Below are 16,568 nucleotides of genomic sequence, written 5' to 3'. Positions count from 1 at the left end.
TTTAAATACTTATCTCTTTATCTAAATAAAATAAATATAAATAGGATTCTGAAACTGTTTTTCCTGTTATTTTTTTTAGAGCTTCTTTATAATACTTTATTTGTACAGAATATTTCTTTATCATATCCTCTTCATTTCCTTCTTGTACATAATCAGTCTTATAATCTACTAAAATTATATTATCCATTTCGTAAAAGAAACAATCTATAACACCTTGGAGTCTTACTTTTTCTTTCTCGATATTATTTGATAGTTCATTATCTATTTCTAATGGACTTATTTCAGTGTAAAAAGGTAGCTCTTTATACACCTTACTTCCATCTTTAAAAGCTTTCAACAATCTTTTTCCTAAGTTACTTCTAAAAAAATTAAATATCTTTGTAGGATTAATTGCCTTATGTTCAGCCTCACTTAAAAGGTCATTGATTAATAATTCATTTAATTGCTCTTTTATTTCATCAACTGTATTAACCCTATTGAAGTCAATCCTCTGCATAACAAAATGAATTGCAGTTCCTTTTTCAGCAGAAGTAATACCTTTTTCCTCTTTAAGAAATTTAGGAATTATGTCTATTTTATCTTTAAAAAATTCACTACCCTCGTTAGTATCCAACTCTTCAAAATTCTTCTTTTTTAAATCTGATACAGAAAAATTACTTCTGATATTAGTCGCTTCTTTAAATTTATATCTAAACCCTAACCTTCTTTCAATCTCTTCATCTATCATTTCACAAGTTGAATTTATAAAAAGATTTTCTTTTCTTGTTTCATCTATGATTTCTAATGTATTTTCATTAACTAATTCTGATTTACTCCAAAACTTAATATTCCAAGATGATAGACTTTCTTTTATTTCTATACCTAAAATTCCTACTAAATCTCTAATCACTTCTCCATCTTTATGTTTAGCTAATGCCATCCCAATCCACTCTAAGTATGATTTTCCTTTAAGGACCTCTGAAGATTGTATGACCTCTTTATCTAAATTAGCTGCATTACAACATTTCTTTGCCCATTTCTCTAAATCTGATGCTGAGCCTGTAATTATAAGCTTTTCCTTTGCTCTTGTAAATGCTACATATAATATTCTCATTTCTTCTGATAAAGTTTCAAGTCTAATCCTTTGCTTTATTGCTTCTTTTGGCAAAGTGCTATAACTTACCCTCTTTTCCAGATCAATAAATTCAGGACCTAATCCAAGTTCTTCATGATATAGTATATTCTTATTCAAGTCCATTAAATTAAACTGTTTTCCAGATCCAGATAAAAATACTATAGGAAATTCTAATCCCTTACTCTTATGAATACTCATAATCCTAACTACATCTTCATTTTCCCCTAAAATTTTTGCGCTTCCCATATCTCCTGATGATTTTCTAAGCCTGTTTATGAAATTAATGAAGTTAAACAATCCTTTAAAACTTGTTTTTTCATACACTTCCGCCCTCTGAAATAGTATCCTAAGATTTGCCTGTCTTAATACTCCATTAGGCATAGCTCCTACATACCCATAGTAAGCAGTATCCATATACAAGTACCATATCAATTCATCTATCGGCATATATACCGACTTATCTCTCCATTCATTAAGTTTTTTAATAAAACGTAAGCACTTTTCTTTTAATACAATATCTTCTTTATATTCATCAGTACATATTAACTTTATATTTTCATAGAAATAGCCTTCTTTATTAATTAATCTTATATTGGCTAACTCTTCTACTGTAAAATTTAATATAGGTGACCTTAATGATGCAATTAAAGGCACATCTTGCATTGGATTATCAATAACCTTTAAAAGCGACATAACAGTTCTTATTTCTATTGATTCAAAATATCCTGAGCCAGTATCTGAATATACAGGAATACCTTGTGCTCCTAATTCATCTAAGAATATTTCTGACCAATTCTTAGTTGCTCTTAAGAGTATAACAATATCCTTATATGTAACTGGTCTATATTCTCCTGTTTCTTTATCTAATACCTTAAAAGTTTCCTTTTCTTTTCTAGACAGTAATTTCTTTATTCTTTTCGCTACAATTCTAGCTTCTATATTAATTGCCCCAACATCTTCTTCTAGTTCCTCACTTGCAACCTCTTCTTTGCTACTTTCATCAATACAAGAAGATTTATCAAACACATGAAGTTCAACATCTCCTCCAGTAACCCCTGTCTCCTCCAACAACTTATAATCAGCTCCTAAATTTAGTGCCTCTTCATCTGTGTAATCTAATTCTCCAACAACCTTGGACATTAGCTCTTTAAATACAAAATTAACTCCACTAATTACTTCAAATCTACTTCTAAAATTCTTATATAATTGTATTTTTCTATTTTTACCTTCATTCTTAGAATAAGTATTATACTTTTCTAAAAACAACTCTGGTTTTGCCTGTCTAAATCTATAAATACTTTGCTTAACGTCACCAACCATAAATACATTAGGGTTATCACTGTTTTTTCTTGATACTAAATCAATAATAGCTTCTTGAACATTATTTGAATCTTGATACTCATCAACTAAAACTTCATCAAAATGATCTTTAAAATTCTCTTTAACATTAACCTCTTCATTAGTTAATATTCTTAAACATAAATGTTCAAGATCATTAAAATCTAATGCTCCTTTACTCTTTTTGGCCTTAGAGAATCTCTCTTGAAACTCAATTACAAGGTTTGTAAGTTCTTTCATGTAAGTATATGACCTCTGTACACTTTTTAACATTTCATCTGGATTCGCTGAAAATATATCTTCTCTTATTTTTCCAATCTTCTTCTTTATGTCATTCCTAATTAACTTAACAGTTTCTTTTATACTATCATCCTCAATAGCACCTTTTTTTATTGTTTTAAGCTTTGAAAAACTTACATTAAATAACTTATCATAAATAGTATCTAAATCCTTATCTAAAGATTCATAAATTTCTTCTAATATTAATCTATCTGATTCTAAATTTTCCAAATACGGCTCCAAACCTACTGTATCATTACATATCTGAATAGACTTATAAACCATACTTATTAATCCATTAACTTCAATTTTAAGAGTTTCTTTAAGAACCTCAACCCAATTACTTTTAGAAAGTTCTTCTTTATCTTTAACATTAAAATCTTCTGCTTTTTCTCTAAGCCATACTTCTGGCCAAGGTCCACTCATTGAAAATCTATATAAATCTAATATTATATCTTTAAGTTTTCTATCGTCCCTTGAACCGCTATATGCTTCAACTAATGTTAAAAATTCATTATCTTCTTCTTCATACTTATCTTCAAAAAGTTCATCTATTACTTCACCTTTTAAAAGAACACCTTCTGTTTCATTTAGTACTCTAAATCCAGGATCTATGTCTATTACATGAAAATTATTCTTTATAACATCTAGACAAAATGAATGCATTGTCGTTATATTAGATCTACTTAATAAAGTTAATTGTTTTTGAAGATTTTTTGAGTTTGGTTTTCTTTCTAAGGCCTTAGTTATAGCACCTGCTATCCTCTCTCGCATCTCTGAAGCTGCTGCACTAGTAAAAGTAACGACTAATAATCTATCTATATCCACAGGGTTCTCTTCATTTGTTATAATTTGTATTATTCTTTCTACTAAAACTGCAGTTTTTCCAGATCCAGCAGCTGCAGCTACTAATAAGTTGCAATTTCTAGTTTCAATTGCATCTAACTGCTCTTTAGTCCATTTAGTTTCCCCCATTACCATAGCCTCCTTCTACTGTACTTTTTATCATATTCCAGACTTCATCTTCATTCTTTTTCAAGACTAACTTATATTTATTGTCTTTTATACTTGTATCAAACTGACATATAGCAGAATAATCACAATAATCACAATATGCTGTTGTCAAGTTCTTACAAGGCTCTATTCTTATTACTCCACTTAACATATCCTCACATAATTCTATCATTTTCTCATTTACATAATCCCTTAATATACTAAACTGCTCCTCTGTAATCACTGAACTATTTGATGAAAAATCCCCATCCTTTTTAAATGTAGCAGGAATAACCAATGAATAAGTCTCCATATCATTATCCATTGATCTAACCAATTCAGCATCTTTAAGTAATAACCCATTCATTTTAAGTTTTTGAAGCACTTGCTCTCTTACTTGATCTTCCTCAAGATCACCTTTGCTTTTAATAATAGGATCATCTATCCTAAAATATAATATAGCCCCTGGAATAGCCTGCTTATTCAGTATATACTTAGAATTCTTAATTATTGCATCTAAATACACTAAAAGTTGAATTTGTAATCCATAATATAATTCATTTAAATCAAATTTCTTTGCTCCGGATTTGTAATCTATTATTCTTATATAAGTGTTTCCATTCATGTCTAAAGAATCTATTCTATCAACTCTACCAGTTAAAAACACATCTTCTCCTGAAGGTAAACTTATTTTAATTGGAGCTCCATCATTAAAACTTCCAAACACAAATTCATTACTAAATATCTCAAATTGCCCTTTTCTCATTTGTTCTGCTATTATTGATACAGACTTAGTGATAACTCTCTTAAATCTGTCTGTAAAATACTTATATCTTTTACTACTATTTAATATAGAATTACTATTCTCCTTTAGCTTTGCTTGAACAAGTTCACCAACTATAATTCTACACTTATCTGCATTTAACTCGGACCACGATATCTTCTCACCTTTTACACGTTTAGTAAATTCATCCAGTATATCATGCATAAATGAACCTAAATCAGGAGCTGAAAACTCATATACCTTTCTATCCTTTGCTTTAAGACCATATTGAACGAAATAGGAAAACGGGCATTCTGCATACATTTCAAGCCTAGAGACACTAAATAATAGTCTTCCACTATCTGTACTATATAAATCTTTTATCTTGCTTGTAGACATAACTTCTGCTGCATTGTTATAATCCAACCCATTAAGTATATTTCCTGACTTATTTTCAAATTCCTCTTTATCTTTATACCAAGCATATACCTGATCCCAATAATCCTCAATTTCTTCCATTTCATAGTTTTTTCTCAAGGCTAATATAAGATTGTTAAATGTCGGAATGGGGGCAACAACATTAGCATACTTGTCTTTCTTATCTCTTAAATTATATAAATCACTTTCTTCAATTAACTTTGTAAAAATTCTCTTCATCTTAGGAACTATTATAGATGGTCTTAAAGATTTTCCTTCAAAATCAGCCATTGGATAACTAATCATTAAATAGTTACTAGCTAAAGTTAATGCAGTATACACCATAAATTGTTCTTCAAACACCTTTGACTTAGTAGTTGATGATAATTCTACTCCAATGTCTTTTAATATATCTCTATCTCTATCTGAGAGTATTCCCTCTTCTTTATTAGCAGCAGGTAAAACTCCATCATTTACCCCCACGATAAATAAAGCTTTTACTTCTCTCCCTTTAATCCTAGCTATATCTCCGATATTTACTTGATCTAACGCTACTGGTATAACTCCTATCTCTTTACTCGCAAACCCAGAATTTATTATTTTATAAAATTCTTCTATACTCAAATTATCTTGCCCCATTACTTCTACAGCTTGATTTAAAACATCTAAAACAATTTCAGAAACTTGTTCATATTCCTTAACTTTATTATTTATCCCCTTATCTTCAAAATCTTTTATCCAAGATTCTATTCTATTAAAGATATCTAAACTAACTAAAAATTCATATACTGATTTGCAAACCTCTCTTATACTCTTACTTTTTTCCATATCTTTATGAAACTTTATAAGAGGTCTTCTAACCCTTTCCATAATTTCAATGATTTCATTTTCTTCTGATTCTTCATGAAAATTTAAATTACCAGTCCACTTAAATCCTTTTATTCCATTAGCCAACACATAATTCTCTAGTATATCTATCTCTTCTCTATCTATATCAGTTAATCCACTCTTTAGATATTTAAATACACTTTCATAAGACCAATTTTTTAGATATACTTCAAATGCTGATAACATTATTACAACCATTGGGTTATCTAAGATATCTATTTTTTTATCTAAGAAATATGGAATTTCATACTCATTAAATATTACACTAGCAATTTTCTCGTATTCATCTATATTTCTGCACACTAAAGAAATATCTCTATATCTATAGTTTTCATCTCTAACCAACCTAATTATCTCTTTTGAAACAGTTTCTATCTCATCATAAGAGTTATTAGCTTTGTAAAGCCTTATATCCTCCATAGGACTTATATATCCCTTAAATGGATAGGTAAAAAAATATCTTTCCAAATGACTAAGTTCTTTGCTATTTCTAAATCTATAAGGCTCTTCTTCATTAAGATTAATTGGCTTAAGATATCCAATATTGTTTTCCTTCATCATATTTAGTATTCTTAGCTCGGTTGACTTAATAACATTAAATATATCCGTAATTTCGCTGCTATTTCCCTTATTTAACTCATCCATGCATAGAGTAATGTTCACAATTTTGCATTGGCTAGCCAACCTTTTTATTACCTCCATCTGCTGTGGAGTGAATGTAGTAAATTCATCTATCCATATTTCGGCTCCTTCATATACATTACAGCTTCTAAGTTTTTCTGCTAATATTGTTACCTCATCATCTCCATCAATTAAGTTTTCATCTATATTTCTATTAAAACTTTCATAAATTACTGATAAATCTTCTAACTTATCATGAAGTTCTCTATCTTCAACATTTTTCAAATTATCTCTAATTATCTCTGGAGTAATATTATACTTTTTAAACTCACTTATAGTATCTGATATTATATCTGTAAAACCTTGTTCCTTAGATATTCTATTAAAATATAATAACTTTTCATCTGACTGCTGAAGAATTTTATGAATAAGCATACTTCGACCTGAATCTTTCATTCTATCGTTAACTCTGCCACCACATTGTTCAAAAATTCTTTGAGCCATTCTTTTAAAGCTTAAAACTTCTGTCCTAAGTAAAGCTTTCTCTCCAACATTTCTAAGAAGCAATGTTTCTCTCTGAAATGTATATTGTTCAGGAACTATATATATTAACTTATTTTCTTCTATGCTTTCTATTTTCTTTTTAATTTCCTTTAAGCAAAAATAACTCTTCCCACATCCTGCTCTTCCATAGATAAACCTTATTCCCATAGCATTAACTCCTAAAACTTATACTTTTTCCTAAAAATAAAAGAGTCCTATTAAAGGACTCTAAACTAATTATAATTCTATTTTACTACTTTTCTATTTTATAATACATAATTATTAAAAATAAAAAGCACCTATTTATATAGATGCTTTTTGGCGGAGAACAAGGGATTCGAACCCTCGCACCAGTTTCCCGGCCTACTCCCTTAGCAGGGGAGCCTCTTGAGCCACTTGAGTAATTCTCCAAATAAATTATGGCGGAGAGACAGGGATTCGAACCCTGGGTACCCGTGAAGGTACGCCGGTTTTCAAGACCGGTGCCTTAAACCAACTCGACCATCTCTCCATAACTTACTTAGCTATTGTACCAACATTCTAACCTTATGTCAACACATTTATTAATATTTTTTCAAATTATTCTTATCTACAATACTTTTCTATTATATAATAAAGTATCAGTAATTTAAGGAGGTAATTATGAATTTATATATTTCAGATTTAGATGGAACCTTACTTAACTCTGAAGCATTAGTTTCAGATAATAGCAAGAACATTTTAAATAGGGCTCTAAATAAAGGAATTAATTTTACAATAGCTACCGCACGTACACCTGCTACTGTTGTTAATATATTAAAAGGTATAAATATAACCCTTCCTATAGTAACTATGAATGGGGCTACTATCTATGATATTAAAACTAATAAATATTTTTATTATTTGACTATTGAAAGAAAATTAATTTCTACATTACAAAATATTATTGCAGAAGAAAATTTAAATGCCTTTATATACTCAATAAAAGATGATCATATTTTCGTGTATCATAATATTTTAAAGCACCCTTATCAAATAAAATTTTATGAAGAAAGAAAAAACACAATTTATAAAACTTTTGTACAAAAAGCACCTCCTGAAAACCTAGATATACTTTACTTTACTATTATGGACTATGAAGATAAAATTAATTCTCTTTATTCTAGAATACAACATATTCCTGGCTTATCTTTAGTTAAATATAGAGATACTTACGATAAAAAAATTATGAATCTTGAAATATATCATAGCTCTGCATCAAAAGCTAATGCAATAAACTATTTAAAGAACTATTTCTATTTTGACAAGCTTATATCCTTTGGAGATAACTTAAATGATATTCCAATGTTCAGAATTTCGGATGAGTGTTATGCTGTTAATAATGCTGTTGATGAACTTAAAAATATTTCAACTTCAGTAATTGAAAGCAATTTAGATGATTCCGTAGCAAAATTTTTAAATAGTTTATAATAAAAAAAACCTCAACATTAATTGTTGAGGTTTTTTGGCGGAGAGACAGGGATTCGAACCCTGGGTACCCGCGAAGGTACGCCGGTTTTCAAGACCGGTGCCTTAAACCAACTCGACCATCTCTCCATAACTTACTTTGCTATTATACTAATATTTTATACTATTTGTCAATATTTTTATTCCATAAAATTTAAAATGGATTTTATCTAAATAATTCTAATATAAAGCTTAACTATTTAGAAAAATCCATTTAAGAATATTAATTATCCTCTAACTTTCCATGCTTTTCATATCTGGATATTTTATTTATCTTATTTTCATCGTCAACAAATACAACATGTGGCTTATGAGTTTTAGCCTCTTCATTATTCATTTCACAATAAGCCATTATAATTATTCTGTCTCCAACTTGAACACATCTAGCCGCAGCTCCATTTAAGCAAATTAAACCACTACCTCTTTCTCCTGCTATTGTATATGTTTCAAACCTTTGTCCATTATCTATATCTACTATTTGGACTTTTTCATATTCTAAAATTCCTGCTGCATCTAATAAATCCATATCTACAGTAATACTTCCTACATAATCTAGTTCAGCTTGTACCACCTTTGCTCTGTGTATTTTCCCTTTTAACATTGTTACGTTCATTTCTATAACCCCCACTATATTTCAAAAATAAAGTTATCTATTAATCTAGTTTTTCCAATATATACAGCAATAGCTACCAACACAGGCTTTTCTATAGTTTCAACATCCTTCATTGATAATAAATCGACTATTTGAACATAGTCTATCTTTGCTAATTTCTCACTCTCTATATTTCCCTTTATCAACTCTATAATATTTCTACTATTTCTTTCTCCTGAGTTTATAGCTTCTAATCCTAACTTTAATGACTTACTTAATATTACAGCGGCTCTTCTTTCTTCTTTACTTAAATAAGTATTTCTAGAACTCTTAGCTAATCCATCCTCTTCTCTTATTATTGGACAACCAACAACTTCAATATTTAAATTTAAATCACTAACCATTCTCTTTATAATGGCTAATTGTTGTGCATCTTTTTGTCCAAAATAAGCTTTATCTGGAGCTACTATATTAAATAATTTAGTTACAACTGTACAAACTCCACCAAAATGCACTGGTCTACTTTTTCCACATAAGTTCTCAGTAAGTCCTGTCATGTTAATTGATGTACAAAACCCTTCTGGATACATTTCTTCTCTTTGAGGTGTAAAAATAACATTTACTCCTGAATCAGAACATAAGCTACTATCCCTTTCTAAATCTCTAGGATAACTTTCTAAGTCTTCATTTGGTCCAAATTGAGTAGGATTAACAAAAATACTTACTACAACCCTATCATTTTCTTCTACTGCCTTATCGATAAGGCTCTTATGTCCTTCATGTAAATATCCCATTGTTGGCACAAAACCTACAGTTAAACCTTCTTTTCTCCACTCTCTTACAGCATCTCTAACTTCTTTAATAGTACTTACTACCTTCATACTTCTCACCCCTAATACAACTTTTCTATAACATCTTCATCTATTTTGAAACTATGAATTTCTGCTGGAAAAACTCCATCTTTGACTTCTTGATCGTAACTTTTAAAAGCATTTTTCATTACTTCACCTACGTTTGAGTATTTTTTAACAAACTTCGGTGTAAAATCAGAAAATAAACCTAACATGTCTTGATAAACTAATATCTGACCATCACAATGAACTCCAGCACCTATTCCTATAGTTGGTATAGATAATTGACTAGAAATAAGCTTTGTTAATTTTGCTGGCACACATTCTAGTACTACAGCAAAAGCCCCTGCTTCTTCTACAGCTTTTGCATCTTCTAAAAGTTTCTTAGCTGTCTCTTCACTTTTTCCTTGTACCTTAAATCCTCCAAATGCATTTACAGACTGTGGAGTAAGTCCTATATGTCCCATAACAGGTATTGATGCATTAACTATTGCTCTAACGCTTTCTGCAACTTCTTTTCCTCCCTCAAGTTTTACTGCTTGAGCTCGTCCTTCTTTTATTAATCTACCTGCATTAATAACTGCATCATAAACTGAGGCTTGATAAGACATAAAAGGCATGTCTGTAACTACTAATGCGTTCTTTGTCCCTTTTGCAACAGCTCTTGAATGATGTATCATATCTTCCATTGTTACAGATAGAGTATCCTCATATCCTAAACAAACCATTCCTAATGAATCTCCAACTAAAATCCCATTAATTCCCGCTTCATCAATTACCTTCGCTGTTGAATAATCATAAGCTGTTAACATTGTTATCTTTTCATTTCTTTGTTTAGATTCCTTAAACGTTATACTAGTATTCTTCATAATCTATTCTCCAATCATATTTTCTATCTTTTCATAGCACTTATCTTGATTTTTTATCATTGCTATTTTTAACAATTTTTTTGACATTAATTTATATAATTCTCTATCTTCATTATTTAAATGATTTATATGCTTCTCAATTGTGCCTATATCATTTCTTTCAACAGGTCCTGTCAAACTATTAATTATACCTTTAGATCGAATGTTAGAGACATTATTATTAATTAATGGATACAATGCTTCAATAGCCTCCTTTTCATTAAATCCATATTCACTTAAAAGAGTAACAGCCTCTTCCACAAGAGCTATAAAATGATTACTTGCAACTACGGAAGCTAGATGATACCTTGCTTTATCTTTATTTGTAATAATTTTAGTCTTATTCCCTAACCTGACAAACATATCATTAACTAAATTGATATATTTAACCGACCCCTCAATTGTTATAAATGCTTCTTTTAATCTTTTATGAGAATTATATTTATCGCTGATTGCGAACATTGGATGGATTGAATAGCCAAATGCGTTATGGCTTTCAATATTAGAAAATACTCCTGAAGATAATGATCCACTACAGTGGCAAATGATTTTATTTTTAATCGACAACTTATCTATGCTATCCCATATTTCTTCTATAACTCCATCTGGAGTCGTAATGAAAATAGTATCACATTCTTCTATAAGTTCTTCCATATTTTCAAAGAACTTAGTACTTGTAAATCTTGCTGCTTCTTTTGCAGAATCTGAATTTTTGCTATAGTACCCAACAACCATTAAGTTATTTATACTAAAATACTTTCCTAAGGAAAATCCTACTTTTCCTGCTCCTATAAACCCTATCTTTATGTTATCACCTCCAAAACTAGAGTGTGACACTTTCTAGTCCCATTCCTATATGGATATGAGCTGTCTAAAATAACAAATCATTATCTGGTGTAGCTTTCTATAAAAATACCACCCACTCTTAGAATTTAACATATTTATATATGTATTTCAATATAAAAAACCAGCTTTTATTTTTATAATAAAAACTGGCTAATTAATCATTACTATTTTATTACATCACATCTTAAGTATGACTTTAACACCTCTGGAACTAAAACACTTCCATCTTCTTGTTGATAGTTTTCTAATATAGCTGCAACTGTTCTTCCAATGGCCACACCTGACCCGTTTAGAGTATGTACAAACTGTGGTTTATCTTTTGGAGTTTCTTTGTACTTAATATTTGCCCTTCTTGCTTGGAAGTCTTCAAAATTAGAACAACTTGAAATTTCAACATATCTACCATAGCTAGGCATCCATACTTCTATATCATACTTTAACGCTGCTGTAAATCCTAAATCCCCTTTGCATATTCTAACTATTCTATAAGGTAGTCCTAATCCTTGAAGTACTGATTCAGCATCTTCTACAAGCTTATTAAGTTCTTCATAACTATCTTCTGGCTTACAGAACTTAACTAACTCAACTTTATTAAATTGATGTTGTCTTATTAATCCTCTAGTATCTCTTCCAGCAGACCCTGCTTCTGCTCTAAAACAAGCTGAATAAGCTGCATGCTTAATTGGAAGATCATCCCCTATTAAAACTTCATTTCTATACATATTAGTCACTGGAACTTCTGCAGTTGGAATTAAGAAATATCCATTATTCTCAACCTTAAATGCATCTTCCTCAAACTTTGGTAATTGTCCAGTCCCTGTCATACTATCTCTATTAACCATATAAGGAGGAAGTACTTCTGTATATCCATTCTCTATTGTATGTTTATCTAGAAAATAGCTAATTATAGACCTTTCAAGTCTAGCTCCAAGACCCTTATAAATAGTAAATCTTGAACCAGCTACCTTGCCCCCTCTTTCAAAATCTAAAATATTTAATTCTGTTCCTATATCCCAGTGTGCTTTTGGTTCAAACTTAAACTTAGTTATCTCTCCCCAAGTTTTTATTTCAACATTATCTTCATCTGTTTCCCCTTCTGGAACTTCTGGATTCGGAATATTAGGTATTCTTAACATGATATATTTTATTCTTTCGTCAATTTCGGCCACTTTTATATCAAAAGCCTTAATTTCATCACCTAATTCTCTCATTTCTTCCATTACAGATGTAACATCTTCTCCAGCCTTTTTCCTTTTAGGTATTTCAGCTGAAACTTGATTTCTTCTTCCTTTTAATTCTTCAACTTTTACTAGTATTTTTCTTCTTTCTTCATCTAAAGAAATTACTTCATCTATTACTGAAGAATCAAAATCTTCTCCTCTATTTGTTAATGCCTTTTTAATTCCTTCTGGATTAGTTCTAATTCTTTTTAAGTCTAACATTCTTTTTCCTCCTCAAATTACTAAAATAAATATAAAAAAAGAGCCCCTTCCCTTAAAAAAGGGACGAAAGACTCCGCGTTGCCACCCTAATTGATAGAATAAATTTATCCTATCCTCTTAATTAATTTAACGATTTCCCGTTCTGCTCATCACAGACCCTCCAAGGTGGATTCATAATAACAAATTATTAGTTTGCACCAAACACTAACTCTCTTAAAATTAAATCATTACTACTAGCCTTTTCAAAGGTTTACTATTTTATTATATTAACTATATAACACTTTTCTAGTCCTTGTCAATATTTTACTAAGGCATTTTATTGTTTTTCAATATTTTTAGTAGATATTATATCGACCCCAGTATTAAGTATATTTCTACATATAACATCTCCTATATATATTGGAGTGCCTACATATATTCTACCCAATACCTTGGAAAACTGAACAAATAGTTCTCTGTCAACTGCTTCGCTACTTTTTATAGAAACAACTCTATGTTTACTATCTCCCTTTATTCTAACTAAACTAGTAAATACTTCTTTCAATATAGATATCCCCCTTATTATAAGTATTTATACTTCATCAAATTCTTTTATCCTATTAAGCCAAACCTTAGAATCCTTTGAATCCTCCACTATATCGGTTGGCCTTTTATCCATCTCTCTAGCTAAAATATTTATTATTTTCCTCACACAATATGATCCATGACAATTTCCTAATGCTGCACCTGTTCTTCTTTTAATACCTTGAACTGTTCTAGCTCCTAGAGGTCTTCTTATTGAATCAATAATCTCTCCTTCAGTTATTTCATTACATACACAAACTATATTTCCATACCTCTTATCTACTGATATTAACTCATTTCTTTCTTCATTATTCATATCTCTAAATCTGTATATTTCTCTTCTTTTATCTATGAAATCCTTTTTTTCAGTAGTTTTCAAATTATATGCTATGGATATACTTATGCTTTGTGCTATTGCAGGTGCAAGTGTTATTTTCCCATAATGAGTACCTGTTACTCTTATATATCCATTGCTTAAATGCTTATCATCTATAACCATAGAATCTTTCTTATACGTATCACTAAATATATTATTTACATTACTTTTATCCATCCCAGGAACTATCATATTGGCATAATCTATGCCATCATCTATATTTACTGCTCTAGGATTCTTTATTCCTATAATAGATCCTCCAGATAAGTTTGGTATATTAATTACAAATGTTTTCTCGTCTAATACCTTTATTACAACTTTATCTAAAGGATTATCCATGTTATCATCTATTAAATAATAACTCATGTTTTTTGAATCTTCTTTATCATCTATAATATCATTTTTCTTTATACTTTTTCCGTCAACATACATTTCATTCGCTATAGTATCAACTACTACTCTACAAGTAAATTTATTTTTATTTGTGGTCACTTTGAATCCCTTATTAATGTTACTTATTTCTATTACTTCTTCCTCAAATCTAAAGTTAACTCCATTCTCAGCAGCAACTTCGGCATATGCTATTGCTAAATCATATGGAGCTATTATAGCAACATTTTCCGAATACAATGCCTTCTTTACAGCTATTTTTAAATTGTTGTCTATCTCCAATGCTTCTTTTCCATCCACTAATTCAACATTGCTTATTTTTCTATTCTTAGCCCTTTCATACATCTGTTCTATCCCTTTAATGGCAATTTCACTATCAGTTACTCTTAATGCGCCTATTTTTTTATATGGCACTTTAAATTTAGAACAGGCTTTTTCTATTAGTCTACTCCCTATGTTTTCTAATGATGCCATCACAGGATCTGAAGTTTCTGATCCATCGTAGACTACTGATGTATTTACAAATGATATATCATCTGCTATATCATAATCCTTTTCAATGAGTGCTATATTTAAATTATACTTTGACATTTCATAAGCCACTGAACACCCTATTATTCCTCCACCTAAAATTAATACATCATAATCCATAATATACCTCCACATAAACGTCAAATTTAGCTATTCTATAATAAAACCATTCATTTTTAGTTCTTTTAAAATATTACTCATATTCTCTTTTGTATCAGTTGATATAGTATGAATATGAATTCCATCTGTTAGTAAAGATAATAATTTGGCCTCATTGCTTCTGTATTTTACCAAGAACTTATCTAATTCATTTAAGTTTTTTATCATTAACATCCCTTTAATTTCACCGTATAATGGATGTTCAACTATAACATCCTCGACAATCCCTCCATATTTTATTATAATATTAAGTTCTTCTGCTAATCGACTATCATCATGTACTACTGCTATTATTTCCTTCACCCTATTTTCTTCTCTACCTATTATGTATCCGTCCGGGGTTGCTATTATTTTATTGCCTTTTGCTCTTAGTATCGCTACATCCTTAACAATAATTTGCCTTGTTACATTATATTTTATAGCTAATTCAGTCCCTTTAATTGGCTTATTACTTTCTATTAAGTTTTTTAATATTTGCTCTCTTCTATCATTCGAATTCATAATTAATTACCTTCCCTCATTAACTAATTACTATCATCACATTCTTTTACTATCTTCAAATATACATTTGTTCCTATATCTTTCCCATGATGTTTTCTAATAGCCTCTATAAATTCATCATCATACTTATGTATATTTCTTAACAACTCAACTGATTTTTTTGGATGGTTATAATATATATCTATTTTTTTACTAAAATTATATCTTTTTAATCTCCCTTTGGTCATCTTATCAAGAATAACAATTAATGATTTATCTATTATATTTAAGTTTCCTAACGATTTTCCAACATCATGTAGTAAAGCTATTTTAGCTAGTTTTTCCTTATCTACATCCCTTAAGATGGATTTGCTTAAGGCATCTTTACATACTCTTATTGAATGATGTTTTTCTGATTTACTCAATTTATTAAACAAATTTTCTTCATCGTTATTTAAATACTTCTTAATAACACTTATATCTATTGGTTTAAACTTAGATGCAATTGCCCACATAAATTGTTTAACTCTATATATAACCATAGTAATGATCTCTCCTAATACTAATTATCTATTATTAATAATAACATTATGAACATATATTATCAATTTTATATACTTGCTAAATTTACTTTAGTATTAACATTCAAGTTTCAATGTTAAAAGTGTAGTTTCTATATTCATTAAGTTATCTACCATTCTAAGTAAACTAAAAAAAGAAGTTATGAATTTATCATTCATAACTTCTTTATATGGTGGAGATAAAGAGATTCGAACTCTTGACCCCCTGCGTGCAAGGCAGGTGCTCTCCCAACTGAGCTATACCCCCAAAATGGTGGACCTTCAGGGACTCGAACCCCAGACCTACCGGTTATGAGCCGGTTGCTCTAACCAACTGAGCTAAAGATCCGAATTTACCTGGCAACGTCTTACTCTCCCACACAGTCTCCCATGCAGTACCATCAGCGCTGTAGAGCTTAACTTTCCTG

Annotated in this window: 12 protein-coding genes, 5 tRNA genes, 1 rRNA gene and 1 other annotated feature; of the genes, 1 reads left to right on the top strand and 17 read right to left on the bottom strand. The window is 29.9% G+C overall.

Annotated elements, in window-relative coordinates; translation table 11 throughout:
• Window position 1: 1 nt before the first annotated feature.
• From addA to H9661_RS05710, 4 genes are all read right to left on the bottom strand, one after another.
• The gene (addA, locus tag H9661_RS05725; protein ID WP_191767918.1) at window positions 2-3,706 is read right to left on the bottom strand and encodes a helicase-exonuclease AddAB subunit AddA; all 3,705 of its coding nucleotides are present in this window, start codon (window positions 3,704-3,706) and stop codon (window positions 2-4) included.
• Window positions 3,693-7,124, bottom strand: a complete 3,432-nt coding sequence (gene addB, locus H9661_RS05720; protein ID WP_191767917.1) for a helicase-exonuclease AddAB subunit AddB — start codon at window positions 7,122-7,124, stop codon at window positions 3,693-3,695. Before addB ends, addA begins: the two co-directional genes overlap by 14 nt.
• Before the next feature lie 151 nt (window positions 7,125-7,275).
• Window positions 7,276-7,366 (bottom strand) — tRNA-Ser (locus tag H9661_RS05715).
• Window positions 7,367-7,376: 10 nt separating this feature from the next.
• A tRNA-Ser gene (locus H9661_RS05710) sits at window positions 7,377-7,467 on the bottom strand.
• A 131-nt stretch (window positions 7,468-7,598) separates the two neighbouring features.
• Here H9661_RS05710 and H9661_RS05705 point away from each other — a divergent pair.
• A complete protein-coding gene (locus H9661_RS05705; RefSeq protein WP_191767916.1) occupies window positions 7,599-8,405 on the top strand; it encodes an HAD family hydrolase in 807 nt (268 codons plus the stop codon).
• A 35-nt stretch (window positions 8,406-8,440) separates the two neighbouring features.
• On the opposite strand, the gene H9661_RS05700 is transcribed toward H9661_RS05705, so the two are convergent.
• The 13 genes from H9661_RS05700 to rrf form a co-directional block, all read right to left on the bottom strand.
• Window positions 8,441-8,531, bottom strand: a tRNA-Ser gene (locus H9661_RS05700).
• Window positions 8,532-8,664: 133 nt separating this feature from the next.
• Window positions 8,665-9,054 carry an aspartate 1-decarboxylase gene (panD, locus tag H9661_RS05695; protein ID WP_143317788.1) on the bottom strand — a complete coding sequence of 130 codons (390 nt, stop codon included), beginning with the start codon at window positions 9,052-9,054 and terminating at the stop codon, window positions 8,665-8,667.
• A 14-nt stretch (window positions 9,055-9,068) separates the two neighbouring features.
• Window positions 9,069-9,914, bottom strand: a complete 846-nt coding sequence (panC, locus tag H9661_RS05690) for a pantoate--beta-alanine ligase (protein ID WP_143317787.1) — start codon at window positions 9,912-9,914, stop codon at window positions 9,069-9,071.
• 11 nt (window positions 9,915-9,925) lie between these two features.
• Window positions 9,926-10,753 carry a 3-methyl-2-oxobutanoate hydroxymethyltransferase gene (panB, locus tag H9661_RS05685; protein WP_143317786.1) on the bottom strand — a complete coding sequence of 276 codons (828 nt, stop codon included), beginning with the start codon at window positions 10,751-10,753 and terminating at the stop codon, window positions 9,926-9,928.
• 3 nt (window positions 10,754-10,756) lie between these two features.
• Window positions 10,757-11,629: a Rossmann-like and DUF2520 domain-containing protein gene (locus H9661_RS05680; protein WP_479927596.1), complete on the bottom strand. Its 873-nt coding sequence runs from the start codon at window positions 11,627-11,629 to the stop codon at window positions 10,757-10,759.
• 173 nt (window positions 11,630-11,802) lie between these two features.
• Window positions 11,803-13,080, bottom strand: a complete 1,278-nt coding sequence (gene serS, locus H9661_RS05675) for a serine--tRNA ligase (RefSeq protein WP_191767915.1) — start codon at window positions 13,078-13,080, stop codon at window positions 11,803-11,805.
• 56 nt (window positions 13,081-13,136) lie between these two features.
• Window positions 13,137-13,335: a binding site (T-box leader), on the bottom strand.
• Between the two features lie 61 nt (window positions 13,336-13,396).
• Window positions 13,397-13,627 carry a DUF1667 domain-containing protein gene (locus tag H9661_RS05670; RefSeq protein ID WP_143317784.1) on the bottom strand — a complete coding sequence of 77 codons (231 nt, stop codon included), beginning with the start codon at window positions 13,625-13,627 and terminating at the stop codon, window positions 13,397-13,399.
• Window positions 13,628-13,651: 24 nt separating this feature from the next.
• On the bottom strand, window positions 13,652-15,061 hold the full coding sequence (locus H9661_RS05665; RefSeq protein WP_191767914.1) for an NAD(P)/FAD-dependent oxidoreductase: 1,410 nt from the start codon (window positions 15,059-15,061) through the stop codon (window positions 13,652-13,654).
• Between the two features lie 30 nt (window positions 15,062-15,091).
• Window positions 15,092-15,601 (bottom strand): transcription repressor NadR, encoded by a 510-nt coding sequence (locus H9661_RS05660; protein ID WP_143317782.1) that lies wholly within the window; start codon window positions 15,599-15,601, stop codon window positions 15,092-15,094.
• A gap of 23 nt (window positions 15,602-15,624) precedes the next feature.
• Window positions 15,625-16,122: an HD domain-containing protein gene (locus H9661_RS05655; RefSeq protein WP_143317781.1), complete on the bottom strand. Its 498-nt coding sequence runs from the start codon at window positions 16,120-16,122 to the stop codon at window positions 15,625-15,627.
• Window positions 16,123-16,332: 210 nt separating this feature from the next.
• Window positions 16,333-16,408 (bottom strand) — tRNA-Ala (locus H9661_RS05650).
• Window positions 16,409-16,412: 4 nt separating this feature from the next.
• Window positions 16,413-16,489, bottom strand: a tRNA-Ile gene (locus tag H9661_RS05645).
• A 6-nt stretch (window positions 16,490-16,495) separates the two neighbouring features.
• Window positions 16,496-16,568 (bottom strand): 5S ribosomal RNA (gene rrf, locus H9661_RS20060); the annotation flags it as partial.

This window comes from Clostridium cibarium (assembly GCF_014836335.1).
GTDB classification, from domain to species: Bacteria; Bacillota; Clostridia; order Clostridiales; family Clostridiaceae; genus Clostridium; species Clostridium cibarium.
Note: the sequence above shows the minus strand (reverse complement) of the source record. Positions and strands in the feature narration are given on the sequence as shown.

Excerpts from the sequence above, each read along its gene's own strand:
- H9661_RS05665 (WP_191767914.1), bottom strand. The coding sequence starts at position 15,061 with ATGGATTATGATGTATTAATTTTAGGTGGAGGAATAATAGGGTGTTCA.
- H9661_RS05660 (WP_143317782.1), bottom strand. The coding sequence starts at position 15,601 with ATGAATTCGAATGATAGAAGAGAGCAAATATTAAAAAACTTAATAGAA.
- panD (WP_143317788.1), bottom strand. The coding sequence starts at position 9,054 with ATGAACGTAACAATGTTAAAAGGGAAAATACACAGAGCAAAGGTGGTA.
- addA (WP_191767918.1), bottom strand. The coding sequence starts at position 3,706 with ATGGGGGAAACTAAATGGACTAAAGAGCAGTTAGATGCAATTGAAACT.
- panB (WP_143317786.1), bottom strand. The coding sequence starts at position 10,753 with ATGAAGAATACTAGTATAACGTTTAAGGAATCTAAACAAAGAAATGAA.
- panC (WP_143317787.1), bottom strand. The coding sequence starts at position 9,914 with ATGAAGGTAGTAAGTACTATTAAAGAAGTTAGAGATGCTGTAAGAGAG.
- addB (WP_191767917.1), bottom strand. The coding sequence starts at position 7,124 with ATGGGAATAAGGTTTATCTATGGAAGAGCAGGATGTGGGAAGAGTTAT.
- H9661_RS05655 (WP_143317781.1), bottom strand. The coding sequence starts at position 16,122 with ATGGTTATATATAGAGTTAAACAATTTATGTGGGCAATTGCATCTAAG.
- H9661_RS05705 (WP_191767916.1), top strand. The coding sequence starts at position 7,599 with ATGAATTTATATATTTCAGATTTAGATGGAACCTTACTTAACTCTGAA.
- serS (WP_191767915.1), bottom strand. The coding sequence starts at position 13,080 with ATGTTAGACTTAAAAAGAATTAGAACTAATCCAGAAGGAATTAAAAAG.